This is a genomic window from Streptomyces sp. KM273126, assembly GCF_004337435.2.
Lineage (GTDB): Bacteria > Actinomycetota > Actinomycetes > Streptomycetales > Streptomycetaceae > Streptomyces > Streptomyces acidicola.
The window spans coordinates 955,737-980,110 of sequence record NZ_SJXB02000002.1 but is presented as its reverse complement, the minus strand read 5'-3'; the positions used below and the strand labels follow the sequence as shown (position 1 = coordinate 980,110).

The following is a 24,374-nucleotide window of genomic DNA, read 5'->3' as shown; positions in this document are numbered from 1 at the left end:
GCTCAGCCCCTTCCGCTCGGTATGCCGGCCGCTCCGGCACCGATGCCGCTGAGCCCGAGGGAACCCAGGCTGCCTCCGCGTGCGGCCGCGGCCAGCCGCTCCTTCTGCGCGAGGTGCGCCATGTAGAGGTCGGCACCGCGGTGCCCGGCGGGCAGATCGCTCACGGTGAGGATCTTCATGCCGATGCTGAGGGATGCGCGGATCGGGTTGAGATTGACGTCGAAGGCCGACTCGTTGATGGAGAGTTCGGTGAGCCGCACGGGCATGACGCGCTTACTCCCCCAGGTGAAAAGGGTGAGCGGCATCTCGATCGGACTGATCTCGATGGAGCCCTTCTGCGAGAGCCTCATCGCGTCCCGCAGTTGCGTGGTGGTCGGCTGCACGAGCATTTCGAGGGTGGCGAGCTGCGGGTGGATACCGTCGGGCGCGGCGATCTCCAACTGGTCGGTGGCGTCGATCTCGGCGGTGAACTTCCAGGTCTCCTGGGCGGGGCCCTTGAGGCGGAGGGCCTCGTTGCGGTCCCCGCTGCCGGTGCCGCCGCCTCCGGCGTCACCGCCATCCCCGGCGGACTGGGGCGCGACGCTTCGCTCCAGGGTGTCCGGGTTGAACTGCAGCACGATGATGCGCTGCGGGGTGCCACGATCGGGGTCGACTACAACTATGCCGGAGCGGATGGGTTTGGGGATATCGGCGTAACGGGTCATGCAACGGATACCCTTCTGATTTCCTACCCGATGATCAGAGAGCTCGATCGAAAACCATTGACCACCAGCTCGTTTCCTTTGAAACGGCAAAAGAGTCCAACGACACAAGGTAAGCAGAAAGCAGTTCTTTGTAGTCCGCTACAGCTTCACGATTTTCGGAAACCGATCGCTCGAAGCTGCGAAAGCGTCCAATTCGGTACAGGAACTCGATAAACTTATCCAACGATTCATTAATTGTCTCCATCTGCGGATACTCGGCATCCATGTCGATTAGCGCAACGAATCCATCCTTGGTATCCAGGAGGTATCGCATACTTGAGTCGCTGTTCGGGGCGCCAAGAATCACCAAATCCAAAGGTTCACCCTGGACGGAAGTAGAGACCACCGAGAAAGCATACGGTTCATCGGCGAGCTGCAGCGAGTAGACACCTCCGATTCGGGACGGGAGGCCAACGGTAAACAGAGAATCGAGACTCACGGCCTCTGGCGCGAGTCCTTCACCCAGCCCCCGGGGGGCGGTGACGACCCCGCCTCGACCGAAGGTTTCAACGAGTTCCCCATGACTTGCCAACCTTGTCTCCTTTTATCCGATAACCCGATACGAGCCCGTCGCACCCCGACCGAGAGTCGAGGTTTTCCATCTTAACTAGACCCCGTAGTCGATGATGAATTTTATTAGCGTCCCCTCCTTTAGGCTCGCGATTGCAATGCGAATCTGCTGCGTGCCGACTTCAAAATTGGTGACCTTTTCCAACATGTTGAGGTTTCTTGGATGATCCGGACCCGTCACCTGCAATTCGCGACCGTGGTCGACTTGCCTTTTCTTGATTTGACTTTTCACAGCTTCGGCCAAGTGTGGGAATCTCTTGTACTTCGTCGCAGTGTAGGCGATGAGCGCTGCACTGTACTTCCTTTGTATCATGCTGTTGTCGCTTCGTCTTCCGTACTTCTCCATCGGCTCCGGCGCCTTGAAGGGGACTTTATCCGGGTCGTCCTCGGCGTTGTGCCGCTCGAGCTCCAGAGCTTTCCGCGCGAATTCTGTCTCCGACATTCCCGGCTCATGCTTTACTGCTGCTGGGAACCTGGACGCCTGCCCCGGGAAAGGCGTTGACGTCTCATCGTCCTCTTGGCGCAACTTCCTTTCCTGATCCCTGCCCAAAATGATTGCTTCCGCCAGGTGTCTGGCCGCATTCGCATCGCCAATCCGCCTGCCCCAAGCACTATTCTCTGGCTTAGTCAAGTCATCTGGCGCCCTGCGAACGAAATCCTGGATTTCTTGCTCCGCCACCCTTGCCGCATGAAGGCCGTATTCATCTTTCTTCTCCTGCTCTACTCTGATTACAAGCCTTTCCAAGATGCGCTTGAATTTTTGAATGAAATCATTTTCCGACTCTTCTCCCTTAAATAGAATCCAGTCGTCTTCAATTTCAATCCTGACGGCCGTCTCTATCCTCTTCCGGATCACTGGGTCCAGCGCATTAACCTCCGTGAAAATCCGTTTCCGTGTGGCTTCCGTGACCTGTCGCCGGGGATTGAGTACAGCATCGATATCTACCGCGGATGTGCCGAGCGATTCCAGTTGGCTCAGCCTGTACCAGACACGCATCCCCGCGAGTGCAGTCCGGAAAATCGGCTGCCCAATACCGCGACTCAGCATGAAGTTAACTCGCGGTCGCAAGCGAGCTACTATCTTGGCCAGGCGATCTTCCTTCGACTGCTCGGAATTCTCCTTCCTCCGGCGCTCGTCGCGGACCTGCCGCCGCTGTTCCTCACGCCTCTTCTGCTGATCGCGGAGCAATTCCCGGCGGCGAGCATACGCGTCGCGCATGCGCCTGGCGTTGTTGTCGAGGTCGCGGCGGCGGCGGTCGTCGCGGTCGCTTCGGCCGAGGCGGTCCTTGGCGCGGCGGGTGCGGTTGAGGGCGGACTTCACCGTCTGGCGGTCGCGGTGGGAGGCGCGGCGCTCCGGGGACGTCGTGCGTCGGCGCGTAGTTGGCCTCGTGCCCTCCGTGTCGCGGCGCGGGCGGGACTGGTCCTGGTCGTCGCGGCGGCGGTTCGGCTCGGTTTCCCGGCCTCGGTCGTCCGGGCGGCGGGACTCGGGGCCGCGTGAATCGGGGCGACGGGTGTCAGGGCGGCGCGGGTCGGGGCGGCGCGGGGTGTCGCGGTCCTGGCGCGGGCGGGGCGGGCTCGGGCGGGGCGGCCTGTTCGGGCGTGCGGGCCTCGTCATGTCGTCCCTGGCCTGCTTGACCTTCTGCTGGGCCTGCCGCCTCTCCCGCTCCTTCTCCTGCCGGTCCCTGGGCCGGTCGTTGGGTTTCGGTTGTTCCGTTGCCTGCGGCCGGTTCGGGTTGTTCGGCCTCGTCGGGTCCTGGGGGCGGGCCGGGTCGTTGGGCCTAGCAGGCGCTTGAGGCCTGGCCGGGTCGTTGGGCCTGGCAGGGTCCTGGGGCCTGGTCGGCTCTCCGGGCCTGGGCCCCTCCCCGGGCTTGCCCTGGTTGTTGCGCAGCCCGGACGCGATTCCCTTGAACTTGTCGCCGACCCTCTTGACGTACTTGCCGATGCCGCTGAGCAGGAACTCGTAGGCCAGTTCCAGCAGGGCGACGACGCCCGCGGCCACGGCCCTGGCGAACTGCGGGCCGGCGTTTCCGCTCTTGACCGCCTTGAGGTAGTCCATGAAGAGGCCGAAGGCGGCCAGGATTTCGCTGAGGGCGCCCCAGGCGGCCTTGAGAGCGTCGATGATGGCGAAGACCCAGCCGGCGCCGGGGATGAGCTTGGTGATGACCTTGGTGATCACCATCTCGCTGATGATGATGGGCAGTTGGGGCAGTGCCTCGTCCCAGGCCTCCTTGACCAACTGCTCCACGGTTATGCCGCCGTTGAGCAGTAGCTGGAGTTCCTCCGGAGAAAGGCCGAGGATTTCCTGGATCTTCTCACCGATCCAGTTCTTGACGGCCGAGGTGACTTCGTCGAAGAGGTAGTTCCTCGCGCCGTCCTCGGCGGAGGCCTTGGCGCCGGCGAGCCAGCCACCCGGGTCGGTGATGATGTCCGCGGCGATCATCGCCCACTCGCCGAGGGCGTTGAGCAGGCCCATGGCGAAGTCCATGATCGCGTTGACCGCGGTCATCACGGCCTCGACCGCGATCCGGAGCCCTTCACGCAGGGTGTCCAGGAGCCCGCTGAGCATCTCGCCGATGTCGTCGAGGAGATCGTTCATCATCTGGCGCAGCTGCTCGGAGATCTGGTTGATCAGGGCGATCGCCGCGTCGCGGATCCGGATGATGAGGTTGCGGATCCGGTTGGCAATCTCGATGAGCCCGTTGAGGAGGTCGCGGCCCAGTTGGATCAGAGCCTCGACGAACTCCTCGAACTTCTGGACGATGATCCGGCGCGCTTCCTCGATCCAGCCGAGGACGGTGTCCTTGAAGTTCGTGATGAGGTCGGTGATCGCCTGACGGGCCGCGCGGAAGAACCCGAGGATGTCCTCCTTGAGCTCGTTGAGCTTGTCACGGATGTACGACCAGGCCTCGGAGATCCAGTTGCCGGAGTCGTTCTGCGCGGTGTCCTTTCTTCGGACCGCGTCGTCCCTGGCCTTCGTCGCCGCTGTTCCGATGCCCTCCTCGTTCGTGGTGCGGTGCTCCTCGACGTCCCTGTCGGTCGTCTCCTCCTTGTCCTTGACCTCCTTGCGGATGGCCTCGACCTTCTCGGTCTTCTTCGTCCCGAGGGAGTCGAGCTCGCCGTCCTGCTCCGTCTTCCACTGCGTCCGGGACGCGGCCACCTCGTCCCGGGTCCGCTGCCGCTCAGCGGTCTGCGCCCTGCTGTTGGTCTCGATCTCGCTGCGGACCTGCCGCTTGTGCTGTTCCTGCGACTCCCGGAAGCCCTTGTCCTTGTCCTGGCGCTTCTCGGACATGGTCTGCTGGCCGTCGGTGAACGCGCGCTGGAGCTGCGGTCCGCGTTCGTGTTCCGCCACCGCGGAAACGGCTTCCGGCGGAATCCGGCCCCCGACCGGCGCGCCGCCTGCCGCGCCTCCGCCGCCCTGCCCCTTGGCGCCTGGTACCCCCGCGGTCAGCGTTTCTGGGGGTGCGTCGGGATAGATCTGGTCCTCGCCCAGCGGCCGGTCGGCGTCGTCACGTCCCGATGAGTGAAGCTCCTGGCTTTTCCTGTTGAGTTCGCCCTCCTGCTCAGCACTGCGGCCGTCAGTGTCCCCCTGAAGGCCGACCCCGGGGGCGTTGCCGACGGTTGCCTGGGCGAGCATGTCGTCCTCGGTCGGCAGGTCGAGGATCCAGCTCACCAGGGCGTCAGTGTCGATGACGTCCTCGTCGGCGCCCAAGGCGCTGCTGATGCCGTTCACCACCCCAGCGACAACCTGGGCCCCGGCTGCCAGTCCCATTTCCAGCTTGCTGGGCTCTTCGATCTCCGGCAGGGCACCTTCCGCCGGCTGGGCGCCCTCCACGGTGGCCTGCTGCTGTTCCGGAGCGTCGACCTGGGCGGCGGGGTCGCCCGAGTACTCCCCCGGAGCCGCGGTACTGGGCGCGCCGGACAGCGTCTGGGGGGCGCCGGCAGGGCGCTCCATCGTGGGCGGTGCGGACTGCAGGGCTTGGTGCTCGTCGCCCACGGTCCTGTCGACCGCGCCGTTCACACCGCCGAGAGCCTCAAGGGCGCGGTGCGGCTTGAGCCTTGCCGCCGTGCCGAGCCCGGCCTCCGGTGTCACCTGGGACAGGTTGGGGGCGGCCGGCTCCTGCTTGGGCGGGGCGGGTGCGGCCGCGCGTGCGCCGCCTCCGCCTCGGCCGCCGGAGGCACTGCGCGTTCCGCCGCCGCCTTTGACGGACCGCGAGGGCCTGGAGCCGGACGACGCAGCCCGCGCCGGTGCGGCAGCGGGCCGCGGGGCCGGCGCGGGCGCGGACTGCGGGGCCGATGCGGGCGCGGATGCCTCCGGCTGTCCGCCAGCCGGACCGGACTCCCGCGCGTCACCGGACGGGGCCTCAGGAGCGCTGTCCCCGCCTGAGACATGGGTATCCCGCGCGGGGGAGGCCTCGGCCGGAGCGTCCGTCGACGAACCCTGGCCGCCAGGCGGGGCAGAGGTGCCCGGCCGGGACGCCTCGGACGTGTCCGGGCCGCTGGTCGGCTGCTGCCCCGTACCACCCGATGCGGTCGCGGAGGAGCCGGAGGCCGCCCCGGCCACCTGCCCCACGGCCTGCGCCTGGCCCTGGGACTCTGATTCGGACTGGGGTTGAGACTGGGACTGGGAAGACTGGGACTGGCTCTGCGACGGCTCCTCGTCGCTGCGCCCGGACTCCTGCTCCGTCTTCTGCTGCTCCGCGGAGTCGGGCTCCTCGGCCTGCCCCTCCTCGGATTCGGAGCGTCGGCTTTCCTGTTCTGCGGTGTCGGGGTCCGCGGACTCCTGCTTCAGCTCCGAGACGCCGGTACGGTCAGTGACCGTACCGGACGAGGAGGACAGCGGTCCGACTTCCTGTTCGACCGGCTTGTCCGTCCGGAGCGTACGGTTCCGCTGGTTCTCGGCCTCCGCACGGGCGGCCGGGGAGTCGTGGGCATCACCATCGGCGGGTGTCGGCTCCGCGGCCTCGTCATCCCCCGACGCGGCTTCCTCCGCATCCTCTTCTTCCCGCTGGGCCTGCACCTGCTCGGCCTTTGTGGGGCGCGGCTGAGGGAAACTCGGCACCGCCTGGTCGCTCGAACCGGGGGTGATCTTGTCAGCGGTCGGAACCCCGGATACGTCGAGGTCGGACTCGGGGAGGAAGTCCTCGGGCTTGAGTTCGGTGTTCCATGCGCTGTCCTCGCCGAAGGCGGCGGTTTCCTCTTCGGCTCCGCTCAACTCACCGGCCGCGTCCGCCTCCAGGCCGAGCGGCTCGTCGTCCGTCTCACCGTCCTGGGCACGCCTCCCGTCCAGGGTGCTGCGGCCACCGGGGTCTGCCGTCTTGAGCAGCGGGCCGGGCTCCACTCCGGCGAGTTTCGTGTCGCCTTGTGCGCGCTTGTCCTCCTCGCGCACCTGCTGACCCTCGATCAGGGGCTCCACGGCTCCAGGCCGGTTCTCGGCCGCGGACTCCTCCTTGCCGGCCTCGGAAGCGCCTTCGGCTGCTTCACTGTCGGCGGCTTCGCCGGAACCGTCCTTGGCCTGCCCAGGCTGCTCGCCCTTCTCCGACTTCCCGGACTGCTGGGACTGGGCGGACCTGTCGGCCGCCGCCCCGCCCTGGCCACCGCTCGCCCCGGAGGTCCGAGCGCCCGCAGCCGTCTGCCCGGCGGCTCCGGTCGACTGCTGGGACTGACTCCCGGCCGCACCGCGGCCACTCTGCCGAGCCGTCTGCCCCGGCAACTGCCGGTCCCGCTGCGCCTGCTGCCGCTGCTGCCCCGAGTCGCCCGTCGCCTCTGCGTCGCGCTCGTCACCCGGCCCGTCCTGCGTCTGTCCGCCGGTCCCGGGCTCGTCATCGCTCCGTTCCCGCGCCCGCTCCCGTTCCTGCCCCAGTTGCTCGATGACGTCGGGCAGGGCCTCGGGCGTGCTCAGGACGTCCTGCTCCAGCGGGCTGCTGTCCTCGCTCTGCTCGACCAGATCGATTAGCCGATCGTGCTCCGCGGTGACGAGACGCGACTCCAGCCGGTCCAGAACCGCGTCCTGCATCTCCGGGGAGAAACGGGCGAGTTGCGTCCGTACTCGGTGGGAACGATCCTCCGGGTCGCCGCGCAACGACCGCAGGACGCCGTTCGCCAAGCGGTCGAGAAGAGTCGCGGGGTCCACATGCTCCATACGGCGCTGGTCCGCGTCCACAGTCGCGTACCGCAACCACCCCGGCGTAGCCTGCCCCTCCTCGACCTCCGGGGCGGGCTCCTCCGTGCCCCGTGCCGCCTCCGGACGAACGAGACCCTGTGCCGCCGACTCCGCCTCCCGCTCGATCGCCTGCTGCGGCAGACTCACGGCCCCCAGTTCGCGCCCGGCGCGCAACGCGCCCAGTCCGTGCGGGTTCTGGACGGTGTGCAGCAACTCGTGTGCGAGCAGACGCCGGCCCTCCGCCGTGCCCGGCCGGTAGGCGCCCTCGCGGAAGAAGACGTCCTGGCCGACCGCGACCGCGTCCGCCCCCAGCAGGTCCGTGAGCTGACCGGCGTCGCGGCCCGTGTGCAGGCGTACGCGGCTCAGGTCGTGGCCGAGTTGCTCCTCCAAGTCCCGGCGCACGCCCGGGTCGAGAGGCTGGCCCGCGCCGCTGACGATGTCCTTCGGCTCGGGGGTGCGGGACTTGGCTGCCCGCTCCTTGCGCTTGCGGCGGCGTTGTTCAGCCGACTGCTCCGAACTGTCCTGCTGCGTTTGGGAGGTCATCGCGTCACTTCCCCGTGGCCGCTCAGGCCTTCGTGCACCGCGCGTGCCAGTTCCTGGCCGAGCCGGCGGGCCGAGAGGCCGGCGGGCAGGGGTGGGAGTCCGGACAGCGCGTCCAGGGTCAGCGGGCCGTCCGCGGCCAGCGGTACGCCGTGCCTCTCCACCAGTCGGGTCAGCTCGCGCTCGAAGGCGGCCGAGACCCGTTCGGGGTCGACACGGAAGCCGTCGAGCACGAGTTCGCCGACCTCCACCCGGATCGCCGACGGCTGCTCCCTGTTCACACCCATCCCCGTACCTCCCCCGGCGTCAGGGACCGCTCCAGCTTCAGGTACTCCGTACGGGCCGCCGCGAGCATGTGCCGCATCTGGAGGCGGTCGCCCTCCTCGGCGGCGAGGAATGCGCCGGACAACGCAATGTTGCGGATCGAGCCGCCCGCAACGGTGAGCTGTGCCAGGAGCTCCGGGTCGATGTCCTTCACCGGGGCCTGAAGTGGCATCACACGGCGCCAGATCTCGGCTCGCTCGTGTTCGGCCGGGAAGGGGAAGTCGACTACGAAGCGGATACGGCGCAGGAAGGCGTTGTCCAGGGCCTTCTTCATGTTGGTGGTGAGGATGGCGAGGCCGCGGTAGGCCTCCATCCGCATGAGGAGGTAGCTGACCTCCAGGTTCGCGTACCGGTCGTGGCTGTCCTTGACCTCGCTGCGCTTGCCGAACAGCGCGTCGGCCTCGTCGAAGAGGAGCAGTGCCCCGCCGCGTTCCGCCGCGTCGAAGACCCTGCGCAGGTTCTTCTCCGTCTCACCGATGTACTTGCTGACCACCTGGGACAGGTCGACGATGAAGAGGTCAAGCCCCAGCTCCTTCGCCATGACCTCGGCTGCCAGCGTTTTGCCCGTACCCGAGCCGCCGGCGAAGAGTGCCGTGACGCCGAGGCCCCGGCGCAGCGTCCCGGCGAAGCCCCATTCCTGGTGGACCGTCGGGCGCTGGCGTACATGCGCCACGATCTCGCGCAGCACGCTCGTCTGCCGGTCGTGCAGGACCAGGTCGTGCCAGCCCGCCTGGGGTTCGATGCGGCGGCCCAGCTCGTCCATGCCGATCCGTGCCTCGTCGAGACCTGCGCGCCAGGCGAGTTCGGCGGGGTCGAGCTCCTCCTCGTGGGGCAGGTCGCGGCGTACGGCGGCGGCAGCGGACCGTATGACGTGCGGGGGCAGCTGGAACTGGGCGACCAGGGAGCGGAGTTCAGAGTCCCGCAAGTCGGCTACGTCCTCGAACGCGGCTGTCCAGAGGCCCAGTTGCTCCTGCTCGTCCAGGCTCGGCACGGTCACGCGGGCTCCGTGGGGGCGTTCCGAGCGCAGCGGGTCCTCGCTCGACACGACGACCGGTACGGCGGCACCGGCCAGGAACGCCTCCGTCGCCGCCCGCTGGTCGCGCTCCAGCTCGCCCACCTCGACCAGCAGCGCGGCCGGCAGCAGGATCGCCTCACGCTGCCACAGCCGGGCGAGCCGGTCACGTTCGGCGGGGTCGGTCGGGACGTCCTCGGCGGCCATCGAGTACAGCCCGAGTCCGGAGCGGGCGGCGGCCGCGGCCGCGATGTCGGCCCGGCTGCGCAGGTCGCCGCCCGTCACCTGCACCAGCAGCGGCGCCTCGGAGCCGGTACCCGTGGTCCAGCCGGCGGCGATCCGGTTCGCGGCCAGGTCGTACGACGGCGGCAGCGCGTCCGGGACCGGTGTGCGGCGCAACTGGCCGTGCAGCCTGGCGTCCAGGTAGGGCGAGTCCAGCAGGAAGTGCAGGATGCGTTCGTCGAGGCGGAGCCGGGACGTCGTCAGGCGTGTCTCGTCGTCCAGCTCGACGATCCGCCAGCGTCGCAGCGGTGCCACGGGGGTGAGCGCGCTCCAGTGCGGCTCGTCCAGCGCGGCCAGGGCGATCGAGAACGTGGGATACGTCCGCTCGCGGTCGCCGCAGGCTGCGGCGCAACGGGCCGCGGTCGTGGGCTCCAGCTCGTGGGCGGCGGTGAGGAGGACGAGGTCCCGCTCGAAGGGCGTGAGACCGAAGCAGGCGGCGAGGGCGTCGAGCGGGGCGGTTCCGGGGCCTCCCCCGGACGCGGACGCCACGGTGGTGCCGGGTGCGCCCGCGTCGTCGTCCCGGGCGCCGTCGTCCCGGGCTCCGTCGACGCGCGCCGCGTGGGCGTCGACTCGGGCCAGGACGCGCTGGATCTCTGCGGTCAGCGTCGACCCGCCGTCCCGCGCACCGGCGGTGCCCGGCTGCTGCGTTCCCTGCTCTCCCATGTCCTCACCTGCCCCCGTCGGTCCCACGTGGCCTCAGTTGTCGTCGGCCGTCTTGCTGTCCGCCGTCTTGCTGTCCGGCGTGGGCTGGGCGGGCTTCGCCGTCCTCTTCGCGGCCTTGGCCGCCTTCGCCGTCCTGGTGGGCTGTGCCGCCTTTCGAGTGGCGCTCTTGGCCGGGCTCTTCGCCGCCGGTTTGGCCACCGTCTTGGAGGGCGCTGCCTTGGAGTGCGCCGCCTTGGAGGCGGGTACGGGCTCAGCGGTGCCCGAGGGCTCATCCACGGCTGTACCTGCGTTGGTGGACCCCGGCCGCACCGGCGCCCCCGGCGCCCCGAACGGCAGCACCCGTACATCGGTCCGCTCCACCGGCTTCGCCGGCACCGGTGTCTCGCGGCCCTCGATGAAGACGAGCGCGGCCTGGTAGACCACCGAGAGGGCGTACGGCGTCTGGTGGAGCATCCCCCACAGCTTCGACGTCTCGTCGATGTCCATCACCGTCGGCGTGAACCGCACGCGCTGCGCCGCCTCCGCGAGGTCGCTGCCCGCCAGGTACGGCTTCTCACCGGCCCGTTCGATGACGTCCTTCGGCAGGATCGGTATCTCGTGCAGGGTGCGCACCACGGAGCCGATGAGCCGCTCGCCGACCAGTTCCGACTCCTCGCCGTACGCGCTGATCAGGTAGTGCAGGTCCAGTGCAGCGGCGGGCCGCCTGCGCAGGGTGCCGTCGGCGGCGCGGGTCGGCAGGTCGTTGCCCCGTTGCGAAACGTTGGGCGTGACCTGGTAGCAGAACACCGAGATGGTGGGCTCGGACGGCGGCTCGGTCGGTGGTTTGCCCAGCTCCATCTTCACGGCCAGGTCGAGCTCCGGCCCCCCGAGGTTGGACTCGATCAGCACGGCGAGGGCCTGGGTGACATGGGCGATGGCGAGTGCGTTGCTCATGACGTCGGTTCCTCAGTCCCTCTGCTCCAGTTGGTCGTACTGGTCCTGCTGATTCCTTCGGGACGGCTCATGTGCGCCCCCGTGCCAGGTACTCGGCGAGGCTCACGGTCGCCTCCGGGCGCCCCTGCGCCTCCGTACGCCGCTTGCCGCCGCCCGGCGTGGGCGACGACGCCGTCACCTCCAGCCGCCCGATCTGCACCTGCACCACCTGCTCGGGAGCCCGTCCGGGCCGCCGGGCCGCGGCCTGTCGTACGGCGTCGCGTGCTGCCGCCGTGTCCGCGGCGCTGGGGAGCAGCGACGCGGACACGGCGGCAGGGGAAGCGGCGTCCGAGCCCGGGGGGTTGGGCACGGACGCCGCGCTCTGGGCGGGGGCGCGGTCGGGGCGGCCCCGTCCGGCCGTGCGGCGCGCCGGGTCGGCGACCGGCCGCGGTCCCGGGGCGACCGGCGTGGCCGGACGCAGCAGCGGGGCCTCGGGCACGGCCGGCCGGGCCGGCCGTGCCTCCGCGTCGGCGGGTGTCTGCTCGGTGTGTACGACGGTCCGCTCCCGTTCCGTGCGCACCCGGGTCTCGCGCACCGCCGGGCGCGGCACCTCCGGCGGCCTGACGGCCGAGGGTGTGGCGGAGGGCCACAACGGCTCGGGGCCGTCCGCGTCCGGTGCCCCGGCCCGTACGGCCTCGACCCGCTCGAACGGTCCGGGCAGCCGGGGCCGTACCCGCACCACGCCCGGCCGCGGGGTGGCGGCCGGAGCGGTGTGCCGGGCGATCAGCCGGTCGAGGAAGTCGGACTGCTCCGGCGACTCCGGCGAGCCCGCCGGCCGGCTTCCCGAAGGGGAGTCAGGCATCCGCACACAGCTCCAGGTAGTAGCGGCGCCGCAGCGGGCTGAGCGCCAGGATCTCCGGCTCGCTCCAGCCGTAGGCGGTGGCGAGCAGGTGGACGTCGAGCAGCACGTCCCGTGCCCAGGCGTCCAGTTCGGTCCAGAGGTAGGAGGCGATGTCGAGCTCGGCCCGGGTGGCCTGCCCGCACTCGGGGCAGGCGATGTTGAGCGTCACGTCGGCACCGGGGTCGGCGGCCTCGACGGCCTCGGCGATACGGCGCTGCACGGGTACGGGCAGTTCGTCCGCGGTCACGGCGGCTCCGTCACGCACCGCGGAGACCAGGCACCGGGCGAGGAGGGCGGCACGTGGGTCCGCGGCCCGGGCGACTGCGGTGAGGTCGGCGACGCCGGGCAGCCGGAACTGCACGTCCCAGCCGCCCTCAGCGACCCGTACGACCGTCTCCTCCCGGCCGCCCTCCCCGACCCGTACGACCGTCTCGTCCCGCCCGCCCAGCGACCGCGCGAACTCCCCGGCGTCGAGGTCGAACTCCATGTCCTCGCCGCACGCCCCGCACCCCAGACGCACCTGCATCCGCTCGCCGAACAGGGCCCGGCGCAGCGTGAACAGGTCCGCCTCGCGTGCGCCGACCGGAAGCACCGGCAACGCCGCCGCGTCGAGGTCCGGGCGCGCGGTGCGGTGCAGCAGCAGCGCGCGCCCGGTCGGCGCCTCGGCGAGTCCCGCCTCCCAGGTGGCCAGCAGGTCGGCCGCCCCGGTGATCGCCATGACCGCCATGTCCTCCCCCCGCTTCCCTCAACCGGTCCTACGTCACGCCGGGTTGAGGAACGACGGCTCCTCCGGCTCGGGAATCTCGTAGTCCCGTTCCCAGCCCTCGCACTCCAGCTTCAGCGACTGGATGGCCACCGCGTTGGCGTTGGCGTCCAGCTCACCGAGGACCTGGTACTCGCTGGGCCACGTCCGGTACAGCTTGTGCGAGACGGCGACCTGGCCGGCCTCGTTGAGGACCTGGATGACGATGTCCTTGCGGAAGTCGGCGAGGGACACCTCGGAGCCGAGCCCCGCCCCGACCTGCCAGACCTTGTTGGCCCAGCGGTCGAACTCGGGGTCGTGGGTGACCCCGCGCTCCAGGGTGATGCCCTCGAACTCGGAGCGGCCCGGCGATTTGCGCGGGGAGGAGGGGTCGCCGCCGTGGCGGTGCTTGACGACCTCCGTGGTCCGCTTCAGTGGACTGATCTTGCTGATGCCGGCGACCGTGCGACCGTCCCACAGGACCAGGAACTTGAAGTTCTTGTAGGGGTCGAAGCGATGCGCGTTGACCGTGAACTCAGCCATCGGATTCCTTCAGCTCTCCCAATTCTGCGACGGTGCTAGAGCGCGAACTGCCCCGACGTCTGCTGGATTTTGACGATCACGAACTCGGCCGGGCGGACCGGCGCGATGCCGACCAGGACGTTGACGATGCCGTTCGCGATGTCCTCGTCCGTCGTGGTCTCGCTGTCGCACTTGACGAAGTAGGCCTCGCGCGGCGTGCTGCCCTTGAAGGCGCCCTGGCGGAAGAGGGTGTGCAGGTACGACGAGGCGCTGAGGCGGATCTGCTGCCACAGGCTCTCGTTGTTGGGCTCGAACACGACCCACTGCAGGCCGCGTTGCAGGCTCTCCTCCACATGCAGCGCGAGCCGCCGGACAGGCACGTACTTCCACTCGCTGTCGAGCGCGTCGGAGCCCTCCAGCGTGCGCGAGCCCCACACGAGGGGGCCGTTCAGCGGGAAGGTGCGCAGGCAGTTGACGCCGAGCGGGTTGAGCAGCCCGGTCTCGCGGTCCGTCAGGTCGACGGTCAGGGAGTGCACACCGGCGAGCTGTGCCTCCGTGCCCGCCGGGGCCTTCCACACACCGCGCTCGGAGTCGGTGCGCGCGATGACGCCCGCGACCGCGCCGGACGGCGGGAAGGAACGCAGCCGCCCGGTGAGGGGGTCGGTGAGCTGGATGTGCGGGAAGTACAGGCCGGCGTGGTTGCCGCGCACCGGGTCGAAGGCGGACAGGCCCGCGCGGGCGGTGTCCACGCTGACCCAGGTGCTCGGTGCGTCGACCAGCAGGAAGATCCGGCGCTCCTGGCACAGCCGCTCGGCCGCCGAGACGACCGTGAGCATGTCCTCGGTGTTCTCGTACGCCGCGAGCTCCGGCAGGGCCAGCAGGTTGACGTCGGCGACGCCGCGCAGGGCCTGGATGCCGGTCTTGTCGTTCTCGCTGCCGATGAGGTCGCGCGGTCCGGGGGCCTCGCCGTCCTCGCCGCCCTCCAGCGGGAACACCGGCGGGTTGACGGAGGCCTCCAGGCCCAGGTCGTTGGCGCACTCGCCGAGGAAGCGGACGACGTCCTCGGGGTCGGTGGAGCCCGCGACGATCTGGAGGCGGCGGCCGAAGGGGATGACCTCGGCGCCCGCGAAGGCGTGCTTGCCCGGCGCGTCGGGCAGTGCCCGCAGCTTGCGCTCCAGGAGCAGTGCCAGCTCGGCGACGGTGCACGGGGCCTCACCGTCGGCATCGGGGTCGTAGAGCGTGAACTCGCGCTCCACCTCACCGATCTTGACGGTGAGGTCGACGGCGAGGTCCGGCAGCTCCTTGCCGAACGGCTTGGATACGGTGCCGGACGGATCGGGGCGGCCCTCGCCGACGGTCTTGACCCGGATCAGCCGGGAGCCGGCGTTGATCACGGTCTCCGCGTGGCGGCCGTGCCCGGCGTCCATGGACAGCCCGGTGAAGCTCTCGCGGGCCTCGCCCTTGGCGTCGTACACCCTGAGGTTGAAGGTCTCGTCGGGGTGGGGCGTGTCGTAGTCGACGGCGACGCGCAGGCCGTTGCCCCACACCCCGGGTTCCTTGGCGTGCACTTCGAGGACACGGCTCTCGCTGTGGCCCTCGGTGGACTCCAGGACGACGCACGCGGCCTTGCCGCTGCCCGCCTTGGCGACGCGGACGATCACGGCGACGGAGCCGCCGTTCGCGAAGAACTGGTGCACCGCATAGGCGACGGCGCTCTGCGAGCTGAGGCCACCGAAGCGGCGCTCGAACTCGGTGAACCCGGTGACACGCACCGGCTCGTTGAGCGGGCCCCGCCGGGTGTGGCCGACGAAGGCGGTCACCGAGGTGGTCACGGCTGAGATCGTGCGGGTGCTGCTGGGAAGCTCTTCGACGTAGACGCCGGGATACGTCGGCCTGGCGGTACTTGCGTTCGTCGGCATTCCCCCTCCTATCCCTTCTCAGGCACCGGGTGAAGGCACCGGGTGAAAGGCACCAAGAGGCGGCAGAGGGAGTCTTGTTCGTCCGGCGCGCGCGGGCTGTGCCGGCGCGATGACGCGCACGGTCCGCGAACTCCGCATCAGTTCCCCCGTCAGTTCCCCGGTCGGACGGCCGTCCGGGTCAAGCGGCTCGCTTGTGACCCCTGATGCTCAAGTGCTCAATCCACCTTGGTGACTGGAGAGTTGCAGGAGCAAGGTGGGTTCACGCCAGTCCCGAAGGAGGTTCCATGGAGGGCGGCGAACACGACTCGCACACGATGTGCGCATGTCGGGGCAGATGCTTCACGCATCTCACACAGGTGGTATTGCAGCAGAATGGAGCCCATGTCCCGACACACCCAGCGGCCTCGGCGGAGGCACCCCTCAACCCCGGCACACAATCCCCACTGTCCTTGCGGTCTTGCGGAGACGTACGAGAACTGCTGTGGCCGATTCCAGACGGGTGGGACGACCCCACCGACGGCCGAGGCGCTGATGCGGTCCCGTTACACCGCTTTCGTCAAGCGGGACGAAAGGTATCTGCTGCGCACATGGCATCCGCGTACGCGGCCCGCGCGGGTCGACTTCGAGCCAGGCCTGAAATGGACGGGCCTGGAGGTCCTGGAGACGACCGACGGCTCCGCCTTCCACTCCACGGGAACCGTGACCTTCCGCGCCTCCTACCGGGGCGGCTCGCTGCACGAGCGCAGCCGGTTCGAGCGGGTCGACGGGGCGTGGGTGTACGTGGACGGGGAGTTCGTCGAGTAGTCGGTTCGTCGAGTAGTCGCTACGACGCCGGCCGGCCGCCCGGCGCCAGGATGTCCAGTTCCTGAAGGGCGCCGATCGTGATCTCGCGGGTGAGCTCTTCGGCGCGGTCCGCATCGCCCTCGCGGACGGCCTCGGCGAGCTGGACGTGCAGGGTGACGGCCTCGGGGTCGGGGTCCTCGAACATGACCTCGTGGTGGGTGCGGCCCGCGAGGACCTCCGCGACGACGTCGCCGAGGCGGGCGAACATCTCGTTGCCCGAGGCGTTGAGGATCACCCGGTGGAAGGCCATGTCGTGGACGAGGTACTCCTCCAGCCGGTGACCGCGCGAGTTGGCCACCATCCCGATGGCGCACTCGGTGAGCTCGGCGCACTGCTCGGCGGTGGCGTTCCTCGCGGCGAGCCCCGCGGCGACCGGCTCGATCGCGGAGCGCAGCACGGTGAGCGAGCGCAGCTGGCGGGGGCGGTCGGCGCCGGCCAGGCGCCAGCGGATGACCTGGGGGTCGTAGACGTTCCACTCGGCGGCCGGACGGACCGTCACGCCGACCCTGCGGCGGGACTCGACCAGGTGCATGGACTCCAGAACGCGGACCGCCTCACGCATCACGGAGCGTGACACCTCGAAACGCTGGGCCAGCTCGTCGGTACGCAGCACGCTGCCGGGCGGATACTCGCCCGCGGTGATCGCCGGGCCGAGGGTGTCCAGTACTCGGCCGTGCAGCCCCCGGCCCGGTGTGCTCATGGAGATCAGGGTACGAGGAGAGCCGCGCCGAGAAAAAGTCAGACTTATATGTCACAGGCTCTTGAATTCGTCGTACCTAATGGGTTTCAGTGTGGTCGACGTCAGGTGGCGTCGAACGACGTCGCGCGACCATCTCGTGTTGCGCACGCACTGCGGGCGGTCTGCGCGCGGTCTGCACGTGACGTCGGATGTCGATTCGGATGTCGATTCGGATGTCGATTCGGATGTCAATGAGGACAGCGAGGTAGAGATGCGTTCCCCCCACGTCGTCGTGGTCATGGGTGTGGCCGGGACCGGCAAGACCACGATCGGTCCCCTGCTCGCGGCCCGGCTCGGCGTTCCGTACGCCGAGGGCGACGACTTCCATCCCCCGGCCAACATCGCAAAGATGTCGGCCGGGGTCCCGCTGGACGACACGGACCGGTGGCCGTGGCTGGACGCCATCGGTGCGTGGGCGCACGGGCGGGCCGGGCTCGGCGGGGTCGTCAGCTGTTCGGCGCTGAAGCGGAGCTACCGGGACCGGTTGCGGGCGGCCGCGCCCGGGCTGGTCTTCGTGCACCTCATCGGCGACCGCGAGCTCGTCGGCGAACGGATGACGCATCGTCAGGGGCACTTCATGCCCACGGCGTTGCTGGACTCGCAGTTCGCCACGCTCCAGCCGCTCCTGGCGGACGAGCCGGGTGTCGCGGTCGACATCTCGGGCACTCCGGAGGAGATCACCGAGCGGGCCGTGGCCGCGCTCGGGGAACTCGACCGGCCGTCTCCGTAAGCCCTTCGGCGTCAGTACCTCCGCAGCACTTCTGCAGTCCGCCTCAGTCCGTCTGCGGTCCGTCTGCGGTCCGTCTGCGTAGGTACATCCGCGCAAGCACTTCCCCGCGGGACCACTCCGGCAAGTGTTTCTCCTCACCCCCTCTCCCCCCAACTCCCCGTCCATACAAGGGATTCACCGTGACCAGACTCAGTGTCGAGATGCTGGCGGCGGAGGCCCCCGAACCGATCACCTCGGCGGGCCACGCGCAACTGGGCATCGCAGTACTGGCGGGCATAGCCGTCATCGTGCTGCTCATCACCAAGTTCAAACTCCACGCCTTCCTGGCCCTGACCATCGGCTCGCTGGCGCTCGGCGCCTTCGCGGGAGCACCGCTGGACAAGGTCATCACCAGCTTCAGCGCCGGCCTCGGCTCCACGGTCGCGGGCGTGGGCGTCCTCATCGCGCTGGGCGCCATCCTGGGCAAGCTGCTCGCCGACTCGGGCGGCGCCGACCAGGTCGTCGACACGATCCTGGCGAAGGCCGGCGGCCGCTCGATGCCCTGGGCGATGGTACTGATCGCCTCGGTGATCGGTCTGCCGCTGTTCTTCGAGGTCGGCATGGTGCTGCTGATCCCGGTGGTGCTGATGGTCGCCAAGCGCGGCAACTACTCGCTGATGCGGATCGGCATCCCGGCGCTCGCGGGTCTCTCCGTGATGCACGGTCTGGTCCCGCCGCACCCCGGCCCGCTGGTCGCGATCGACGCGGTCAAGGCCGACCTCGGGGTGACCCTCGCCCTCGGCGTTCTGGTGGCGATCCCCACGGTGGTCATCTCCGGTCCGCTGTTCTCCCGGTACGCGGCCCGCTGGGTGGACGTTGCGGTCCCCGAGCGGATGCTGCCGCCCCGCGCCTCGGAGGAGCTGAAGCAGCGCCCGGGCTTCGGCGCGACCCTCACCACGGTGCTCCTGCCGGTCGTCCTGATGCTGGCCAAGGCACTCGTGGACATCGTCATCGACGATCCGGAGAACAGCGTCCAGCGCGTCTTCGACGTGATCGGCTCCCCGCTGATCGCGATGCTCGCGGCGGTGCTCGTGGGCATCTTCACGCTGGGCCGCCCGGCCGGGTTCACCAAGGGCCGCCTCACGGAGGTCACCGAGAAGTCCCTGGCCCCGATCGCGGGCATCCTCCTCATCGTCGGCGCGGGCGGCGGCTTCAAGCAGACGCTGATCGACAGCGGTGTCGGCCAGATGATCCTCAACATCTCCGAGGACTGGTCGATCCCGGCGCTGCTGCTGGGCTGGCTGATCGCGGTGGCGATCCGGCTGGCGACCGGTTCGGCGACCGTCGCCACGGTCTCGGCGGCCGGCCTCGTCGCGCCCCTCGCGGCCGACATGTCGACCACGCACGCCGCCCTGCTCGTCCTCGCCATCGGCGCGGGCTCGCTGTTCTTCAGCCACGTCAACGACGCCGGTTTCTGGCTGGTCAAGGAGTACTTCGGCCTGAGCGTCGGGCAGACCGTCAAGACGTGGTCCGTCATGGAGACGATCATCTCGGTGGTGGCCGGGGCCATGGTTCTGCTGTTGTCGCTCGTGATCTAGTCGCTCGTGATCTAGCGGACGACAAGCAGTGGGCGCCCGCAGCCCGAGGCTGCGGGCGTACCGGCCCGACGGATGGCCCCCCGGAGGCCGACACGGCCCCCACAGCTGTTGGCCGAAACAGCACGGACGACTCATAAAACGCTGTTGTCGCCCGTCCCCCCTGGTTGGCAGACTCGCCCCGCCGACGCAAAGGTCACGTCGGCAACGGGGCACGTCATCTCACCAGGGGGGAACATCCATGAAACTCGCCGCGCCCAGACGCGTATTGGCCCGTGCCACGGCCGTCCTCGTACTGGCCCTCGGCATGGCCACCGGCTCGACCGGCCTGTTGTCCGGCGCCGAGGCGCACGCCACGCCGGTCACCGAGGGATCCTTCAGCTTCAGCGGCGACGAAGGCGACTACATCAGCGGTGGCCGGTCCTACGCCTACGCGACCGCGTCCGACGACCGCCTGAACATCACGGCCGACAGCGACAACAACGTTGTCTCCCTCTCCGTCGACGGAGCGGGCGGCGACTGGTGGTACCTGGACCTCGCGGCACCGTCCGGCCAGGCCCTGGCGCCCGGGACGTACACCGGAGCCACCCGCCATCCGTTCAACGAGCCGACCGAGCCGGGCCTGTCGCTCGACGGCAACGGGCGCGGCTGCAACACGCTCACCGGCGAGTTCACCATCTCCGCCGTGGAGTTCGGCCCGCAGGGATACGTGAAGAAGCTCGACGCCACCTTCGAGCAGCACTGTGAGGGAGGCACCTCCGCCGCTCGCGGTGAGGTCCACATCAACAACCCGGCCCCGCCGGCCGAGCTCGACCTCGGCCTCGCCGTGGCGGTGGAAGGCACCGCGAGCACCCTGAACGGCAAGGCCACCCTGCACGGGACGGTGAGCTGCAACAAGCCGGTGCGGGTCGCGGTGGCGGGGGACGTCACGCAGGTGAAGAACCAGTCCCTCATCCGGGGTTCCTACTCCACGTCGGTGTCCTGTGTCCCGGGCGCTCCGGTCGAGTGGACCGGGACGGCCGTACCCACCGGCTCCGTTCCCTTCCAGCGGGGTCTGGTCGAGGTCGAGGCGCGGGCGACGGCGACGGACCCGGACTACGCACAGCCGGTGAGCGTCAACGAGACGGTACCGGTGCGCCTCCGCCGGGGCTGAACGTCACCGGCTCACGCGGCGAGCCGTGGCACACCGTGAGGCCACGCCCGGACCCCCGGGCGTGGCCTCACGGCCGCCACAGCGAATGCTCCCGCTCCGCCCACTCCCTGCTCACCGATCCCGTGCGCAGCCCCTTCCGCGCCTCGGGGTCGCCCAGGGCCATGCCGATGTGGCCGGCTAGGACGATGCCGATCGTCAGAGCCAGCCAGTCGTGGACGAAGGTCGCGCTGGTGCGCCACATCAGCGGGGTCAGGTGGGTGAACCACATCATCAGGCCCGTGCCGAGCATGACGAGGGTCGCACCGGTGATCCAGGCCGCGTAGAGCTTCTGGCCCGCGTTGAACTTGGCCGCGGGCCGGCGGCCGGGAAGGCGGCGCACGGCCGAGCGGAGCCAGACCCGGTCGTGCGGGCCCCAGCGGTTGAGGTGGGTCAGGTCCGCCCGGAAGGCGCGGGAGGCGAGGCCCGCCAGCACGGGGAGCGGGAGCAGCAGGCCCGACCACTCGTGGAGGGTGACCACGAGGGCGCGGCGGCCGACGAGTTCGGCGAGTTGCGGGATGTACAGGCAGGCCGCGGTCACCACGCACACGCCCATCAGCACGGCCGTGCTCCGGTGCACCCAGCGCTCGGCGCGGCTGAAGCGGCGTATCTGTGCGGACGGGGCGGACCGGACCGCCGGGGTGTCAGCTCGTGGGCTCATCGTCGCGTCCGTTCGACCGGCCGACCCAGGCGTCGACGTCGTAGCCCCGTTCCTCCCAGTACCCCGGCCGGACCTTCTCCGTGACCGTGATGCCGGAGAGCCACTTCGCCGACTTGTAGAAGTACATGGGGGCGACGTAGAGGCGGACCGGACCGCCGTGGCTGTGGCTCAGGTCCTCGTCCTGCATGCGCAGGGCGACCAGGACGTCCGCGCGGCGGGCCTGATCGAGGGTCAGGCTCTCGATGTACGCCCCGTCGAAGCAGGTGAAGCGGATCGCGCCGGCCGAAGGCCGCACTCCCACCGCGTCCAGCAACCGGGACAGCCGTACGCCTTCGAACGGCGTGTCCGGTACCCGCCAGCCCGTGACGCACTGGACGTCGCGCACCATCCGCGTCTGGGGCAGGGCTCTGAGTTCGTCGAGGGTGTACGACGCCGGGCGGTCGACCAGGCCGTCGATCGTGAGGCGGTAGTTCGACTCGTCCTTGCGGGGGACGGACGACGTCACCGAGTAGTAGCGGAAACCGCCGCCGTTGGGGAGCAGACCGGTCAGGCCCGTGGGGTCCTTGCCGGCCGCCCCGCCCAGGAAGGACTCCAGGCCACTCTGGAGCGCGGGCGCGGCGACCAGGCCGAGCGCTCCGAGTCCGAGCGTGCCCAGCACGACCCGGCGGCCCACCGGCGCGCCGCGCTCGTGGGGCTGTTCCTCTGGGGGCTGTTCAGTGGTCACCCACCGATTCGAGCACCTGTCACCCCGATGAGGCCAGTGGCGGCAGGTGCCCGTATCAATCTGTCAGGGTTCTGTAATCACCAAGCACCGGCTCGGACCGGCGAGCCGGTCCCATCCCACGGCCGGCGAGCCGGTCCCACGGTCGGCGAGCCGGTCCATGGCGCCCGAGCACGCCCCGCTCAGCCCACCGCCTTCGCCGCCGCGCGGCCCGCCGTGCGCCCGGAGAACAGGCACCCGCCCAGGAACGTCCCCTCCAGTGACCGGTAGCCGTGCACACCGCCCCCGCCGAAGCCCGCGGCCTCGCCCGCCGCGTACACGCCCTCCAGCGGGTCGCCGCCCTCGGTCAGCACGCGCGACGACAGGTCCGTCTCCAGGCCGCCGAGGGACTTACGGGTGAGGATGTTGAGGCGGACGGCGATCAGCGGGCCCGCCTTGGGGTCGAGGATGCGGTGCGGGGCGGCGGTGCGGATGAGCCTGTCGCCGAGGTAGTTACGGGCGCCGCGGATGGCCATGACCTGGAGGTCCTTGGTGAACGGGTTGATGATCTCGCGGTCCCGGGCGACGATCTCGCGGCGCAGTTCGGCCTCGTCGATCAGCGGCTCCTTGGTGAGGGCGTTCATGCCGCGGACGAGGGAGCCCAGGTCCTTCTCGACGACGAAGTCGACGCCGTTGTCCATGAAGGCCTTCACCGGGCCGGGTACGTCCGCGCGGGCCCGCCCGATGACGTCCTTCACGGACCTGCCGGTCAGGTCGGGGTTCTGCTCCGAGCCGGAGAGCGCGAATTCCTTGCCGATGATCTTCTGGTCGAGCACGAACCACGTGTGGTCGTGCCCGGTCTTCATGATGTGCTCCAGCGTGCCGAGCGTGTCGAAGCCGGGGAACAGCGGCACGGGCAGCCGCTTGCCGCGCGCGTCCAGCCACAGCGAGGAGGGGCCGGGCAGGATGCGGATGCCGTGGTTGTCCCAGATGGGGTTCCAGTTCTGGATGCCCTCGGTGTAGTGCCACATGCGGTCGCGGTTGATGAGGTGCGCGCCCGCCTCCTCGGCGATGCCCAGCATCCTGCCGTCGACGTGCGCGGGCACGCCGGAGACCATCCTCTCCGGCGGACTGCCCAGCCGCTCGGGCCAGTTGGCGCGGACGAGGTCGTGGTTGCCGCCGATGCCGCCAGAGGTGACGATCACCGCCTGGGCCCTGAGCTCGAAGGCGCCGGTGACCGTGCGGCTGCTGGCCTGGCCGCGCAGGATGCCGGAGGGCTCCAGGATCTCGCCGGTGACGGTGTCGACGGCGCCCGCGCTGCGGGACAGCCCGGTGACGCGGTGCCGGAACTTCAACTGGACCAGCCCACGGGCCGCCCCGGCCCGCACCCGCCGCTCGAACGGCTCGACGAGCCCCGGCCCGGTCCCCCAGGTGATGTGGAAGCGGGGCACGGAGTTGCCGTGCCCGCGCGCGTCATAGCCGCCGCGCTCGGCCCAGCCGACCACCGGGAAGAAGCGCACGCCCTGCCCGTGCAGCCAGGCGCGCTTCTCACCGGCGGCGAAGTCGACGTACGCCTCGGCCCACTTGCGCGGCCACTCGTCCTCGGGACGGTCGAAGGCGGCCGTGCCCATCCAGTCCTGGAGGGCGAGCGCGTGACTGTCCTTGATCCGCAGCCGCCGCTGCTCCGGCGAGTTCACGAAGAAGAGCCCGCCGAAGGACCAGAAGGCCTGCCCGCCCATCGACTGCTCGGGCTCCTGGTCGAGGAGGATCACCGTACGGCCGGCGTCGACGAGCTCGGCGGTCGCCGCGAGGCCGGCGAGGCCCGCCCCGATCACGATCACATCTGCGTCGTACGACATGGGGCCGTCCTTTCAAGAACGCTTCAAAAGCAGGCCAGACAGATCAAGGTGGGTCGGGAGCCGCACCGAGCCGTTGTTACCGACCGGTCAGCACCTGGCACCAGATCCTTCGGCAGAAGAGTGGGCGAGTCAACTGCCGGGCTGTGTCCGCTCTCACGGACAGCCCGTGGCCGGGCCGCCGCAGTCGACGCGGTCACGCCGAGAGGGTCGTACGGCCCCGGGTCCGCCTGCTTGGATGGGCTCATGAGCGCCGCCGACGAGATCCTCGACATCGTGGACGAGAACGACCGGATCATCGGGCAGTCGCCCCGGGGTGAGGCGTACGCGCGGGGCCTGCGCCACCGCTGCGCCTTCATCCACGTACGTGACGCCGAGGGCCGGATCTTCGTCCACCGCCGCACCCCGACCAAGCTGGTCTTCCCCTCCCTGTACGACATGTGGGTCGGCGGAGTGGTGGGCGCGGGCGAGTCCTACGACGACACCGCGCTCCGCGAGGCCGAGGAGGAACTCGGCGTCTCCGGTCTGCCGCGGCCCGCGTACCTCTTCAAGTTCCTGTACGACGACGGGGCCGGCCAGAGCTGGTGGTCCGCCGTCTACGAGGTCCGCTGCGACCTCCCGGTGAACCCGCAGGCCGAGGAGGTCGCCTGGCACGGCTTCCTGCCGGAGGACGAGGTGGAGCGCCGGCTGACCGAGTGGGAGTGGGTCCCGGACGGCCTGGTCGCCTACGAGCGCTTCAAGGCGTACCGGTCCCTGGGCTGACCTCTCGCCCGCCCCCTGTCCCCCCTCGCC

The 24,374-nt window shown here is 69.8% G+C and carries 20 protein-coding genes and 1 pseudogene; 6 read left to right on the top strand and 15 right to left on the bottom strand.

Annotation, left to right across the window (positions count from 1 at the left end):
* Nucleotides 1–2: 2 nt before the first annotated feature.
* The 3 genes from E0500_RS34910 to E0500_RS34900 all read right to left on the bottom strand — a co-directional run bounded on the left by E0500_RS34910 (nt 3) and on the right by E0500_RS34900 (nt 6,699).
* Nucleotides 3–704 carry a hypothetical protein gene (locus tag E0500_RS34910; protein ID WP_131566815.1) on the bottom strand — a complete coding sequence of 234 codons (702 nt, stop codon included), beginning with the start codon at nt 702–704 and terminating at the stop codon, nt 3–5.
* Nucleotides 705–738: 34 nt separating this feature from the next.
* Nucleotides 739–1,275, bottom strand: a complete 537-nt coding sequence (locus E0500_RS34905) for an SUKH-4 family immunity protein (protein WP_131566818.1) — start codon at nt 1,273–1,275, stop codon at nt 739–741.
* Nucleotides 1,276–1,350: 75 nt separating this feature from the next.
* Nucleotides 1,351–6,699 carry a hypothetical protein gene (locus E0500_RS34900; RefSeq protein WP_258573725.1) on the bottom strand — a complete coding sequence of 1,783 codons (5,349 nt, stop codon included), beginning with the start codon at nt 6,697–6,699 and terminating at the stop codon, nt 1,351–1,353.
* Between E0500_RS34900 and E0500_RS44520 the strand changes: the two genes are divergently transcribed.
* Complete coding sequence (locus tag E0500_RS44520) at nt 6,673–7,266, top strand: hypothetical protein (protein WP_258573723.1); 594 nt, start codon at nt 6,673–6,675, stop codon at nt 7,264–7,266. The genes E0500_RS34900 and E0500_RS44520 overlap by 27 nt on opposite strands.
* 408 nt (nt 7,267–7,674) lie before the next feature.
* Here E0500_RS44520 and E0500_RS45605 read toward each other — a convergent pair.
* The 8 genes and pseudogenes from E0500_RS45605 to E0500_RS34865 form a co-directional block, all read right to left on the bottom strand.
* Nucleotides 7,675–8,016, bottom strand: a pseudogene (locus E0500_RS45605) (DUF4157 domain-containing protein); the annotation flags it as partial.
* Nucleotides 8,013–8,300 carry a hypothetical protein gene (locus tag E0500_RS34895; protein ID WP_131563572.1) on the bottom strand — a complete coding sequence of 96 codons (288 nt, stop codon included), beginning with the start codon at nt 8,298–8,300 and terminating at the stop codon, nt 8,013–8,015. The gene E0500_RS34895 and the pseudogene E0500_RS45605, both read right to left, overlap by 4 nt.
* A complete protein-coding gene (locus tag E0500_RS34890) occupies nt 8,291–10,294 on the bottom strand; it encodes an ATP-binding protein (RefSeq protein WP_131563571.1) in 2,004 nt (667 codons plus the stop codon). The genes E0500_RS34895 and E0500_RS34890 overlap by 10 nt, the downstream gene beginning before the upstream one ends.
* Nucleotides 10,295–10,327: 33 nt before the next feature.
* Entirely contained in the window at nt 10,328–11,227 is a 900-nt protein-coding gene (locus E0500_RS34885; RefSeq protein WP_131563570.1) for a DUF4255 domain-containing protein, read from the bottom strand.
* Between the two features lie 67 nt (nt 11,228–11,294).
* Nucleotides 11,295–12,068 (bottom strand): hypothetical protein, encoded by a 774-nt coding sequence (locus tag E0500_RS34880; RefSeq protein ID WP_131563569.1) that lies wholly within the window; start codon nt 12,066–12,068, stop codon nt 11,295–11,297.
* Complete coding sequence (locus tag E0500_RS34875) at nt 12,061–12,825, bottom strand: hypothetical protein (protein WP_131563568.1); 765 nt, start codon at nt 12,823–12,825, stop codon at nt 12,061–12,063. The genes E0500_RS34880 and E0500_RS34875 overlap by 8 nt, the downstream gene beginning before the upstream one ends.
* A gap of 42 nt (nt 12,826–12,867) precedes the next feature.
* Nucleotides 12,868–13,392 (bottom strand): phage tail protein, encoded by a 525-nt coding sequence (locus E0500_RS34870; protein ID WP_131563567.1) that lies wholly within the window; start codon nt 13,390–13,392, stop codon nt 12,868–12,870.
* A 35-nt stretch (nt 13,393–13,427) separates the two neighbouring features.
* A complete protein-coding gene (locus E0500_RS34865) occupies nt 13,428–15,290 on the bottom strand; it encodes a phage tail sheath subtilisin-like domain-containing protein (protein WP_131563566.1) in 1,863 nt (620 codons plus the stop codon).
* Between the two features lie 381 nt (nt 15,291–15,671).
* Here E0500_RS34865 and E0500_RS34860 point away from each other — a divergent pair, with 381 nt between their 5' ends.
* Entirely contained in the window at nt 15,672–16,094 is a 423-nt protein-coding gene (locus E0500_RS34860; protein ID WP_131563565.1) for a YchJ family protein, read from the top strand.
* Nucleotides 16,095–16,113: 19 nt separating this feature from the next.
* Here E0500_RS34860 and E0500_RS34855 read toward each other — a convergent pair whose 3' ends face one another.
* Nucleotides 16,114–16,833 carry a FadR/GntR family transcriptional regulator gene (locus E0500_RS34855; RefSeq protein WP_131563564.1) on the bottom strand — a complete coding sequence of 240 codons (720 nt, stop codon included), beginning with the start codon at nt 16,831–16,833 and terminating at the stop codon, nt 16,114–16,116.
* A 250-nt stretch (nt 16,834–17,083) separates the two neighbouring features.
* Here E0500_RS34855 and E0500_RS34850 point away from each other — a divergent pair, with 250 nt between their 5' ends.
* The 3 genes from E0500_RS34850 to E0500_RS34840 all read left to right on the top strand — a co-directional run bounded on the left by E0500_RS34850 (nt 17,084) and on the right by E0500_RS34840 (nt 20,329).
* Nucleotides 17,084–17,602, top strand: a complete 519-nt coding sequence (locus tag E0500_RS34850) for a gluconokinase (RefSeq protein WP_131563563.1) — start codon at nt 17,084–17,086, stop codon at nt 17,600–17,602.
* 179 nt (nt 17,603–17,781) lie between these two features.
* Nucleotides 17,782–19,179, top strand: a complete 1,398-nt coding sequence (locus E0500_RS34845; RefSeq protein ID WP_131563562.1) for a GntP family permease — start codon at nt 17,782–17,784, stop codon at nt 19,177–19,179.
* Between the two features lie 238 nt (nt 19,180–19,417).
* Nucleotides 19,418–20,329, top strand: coding sequence for a hypothetical protein (locus E0500_RS34840; protein ID WP_131563561.1), 912 nt, complete (start codon nt 19,418–19,420; stop codon nt 20,327–20,329).
* A gap of 67 nt (nt 20,330–20,396) precedes the next feature.
* On the opposite strand, the gene E0500_RS34835 is transcribed toward E0500_RS34840, so the two are convergent.
* From E0500_RS34835 to E0500_RS34825, 3 genes are all read right to left on the bottom strand, one after another.
* Entirely contained in the window at nt 20,397–21,026 is a 630-nt protein-coding gene (locus E0500_RS34835) for a cytochrome b/b6 domain-containing protein (protein WP_131563560.1), read from the bottom strand.
* Complete coding sequence (locus E0500_RS34830; RefSeq protein ID WP_131563559.1) at nt 21,010–21,750, bottom strand: molybdopterin-dependent oxidoreductase; 741 nt, start codon at nt 21,748–21,750, stop codon at nt 21,010–21,012. Before E0500_RS34830 ends, E0500_RS34835 begins: the two co-directional genes overlap by 17 nt.
* A 179-nt stretch (nt 21,751–21,929) precedes the next feature.
* Complete coding sequence (locus E0500_RS34825; protein ID WP_131563558.1) at nt 21,930–23,585, bottom strand: FAD-binding dehydrogenase; 1,656 nt, start codon at nt 23,583–23,585, stop codon at nt 21,930–21,932.
* Nucleotides 23,586–23,828: 243 nt separating this feature from the next.
* Between E0500_RS34825 and E0500_RS34820 the strand changes: the two genes are divergently transcribed.
* Complete coding sequence (locus E0500_RS34820; protein ID WP_131563557.1) at nt 23,829–24,344, top strand: NUDIX hydrolase; 516 nt, start codon at nt 23,829–23,831, stop codon at nt 24,342–24,344.
* The last annotated feature ends 30 nt before the right edge of the window (nt 24,345–24,374 follow it).

Excerpts from the sequence above, each read along its gene's own strand:
- E0500_RS34855 (WP_131563564.1), bottom strand. The coding sequence starts at position 16,833 with ATGAGCACACCGGGCCGGGGGCTGCACGGCCGAGTACTGGACACCCTC.
- E0500_RS34865 (WP_131563566.1), bottom strand. The coding sequence starts at position 15,290 with ATGCCGACGAACGCAAGTACCGCCAGGCCGACGTATCCCGGCGTCTAC.
- E0500_RS34910 (WP_131566815.1), bottom strand. The coding sequence starts at position 704 with ATGACCCGTTACGCCGATATCCCCAAACCCATCCGCTCCGGCATAGTT.
- E0500_RS34895 (WP_131563572.1), bottom strand. The coding sequence starts at position 8,300 with ATGGGTGTGAACAGGGAGCAGCCGTCGGCGATCCGGGTGGAGGTCGGC.
- E0500_RS34825 (WP_131563558.1), bottom strand. The coding sequence starts at position 23,585 with ATGTCGTACGACGCAGATGTGATCGTGATCGGGGCGGGCCTCGCCGGC.
- E0500_RS34885 (WP_131563570.1), bottom strand. The coding sequence starts at position 11,227 with ATGAGCAACGCACTCGCCATCGCCCATGTCACCCAGGCCCTCGCCGTG.
- E0500_RS34835 (WP_131563560.1), bottom strand. The coding sequence starts at position 21,026 with ATGAGCCCACGAGCTGACACCCCGGCGGTCCGGTCCGCCCCGTCCGCA.
- E0500_RS34880 (WP_131563569.1), bottom strand. The coding sequence starts at position 12,068 with ATGCCTGACTCCCCTTCGGGAAGCCGGCCGGCGGGCTCGCCGGAGTCG.
- E0500_RS34875 (WP_131563568.1), bottom strand. The coding sequence starts at position 12,825 with ATGGCGATCACCGGGGCGGCCGACCTGCTGGCCACCTGGGAGGCGGGA.
- E0500_RS34860 (WP_131563565.1), top strand. The coding sequence starts at position 15,672 with ATGTCCCGACACACCCAGCGGCCTCGGCGGAGGCACCCCTCAACCCCG.
- E0500_RS34820 (WP_131563557.1), top strand. The coding sequence starts at position 23,829 with ATGAGCGCCGCCGACGAGATCCTCGACATCGTGGACGAGAACGACCGG.
- E0500_RS34890 (WP_131563571.1), bottom strand. The coding sequence starts at position 10,294 with ATGGGAGAGCAGGGAACGCAGCAGCCGGGCACCGCCGGTGCGCGGGAC.
- E0500_RS34870 (WP_131563567.1), bottom strand. The coding sequence starts at position 13,392 with ATGGCTGAGTTCACGGTCAACGCGCATCGCTTCGACCCCTACAAGAAC.
- E0500_RS34850 (WP_131563563.1), top strand. The coding sequence starts at position 17,084 with ATGCGTTCCCCCCACGTCGTCGTGGTCATGGGTGTGGCCGGGACCGGC.
- E0500_RS34840 (WP_131563561.1), top strand. The coding sequence starts at position 19,418 with ATGAAACTCGCCGCGCCCAGACGCGTATTGGCCCGTGCCACGGCCGTC.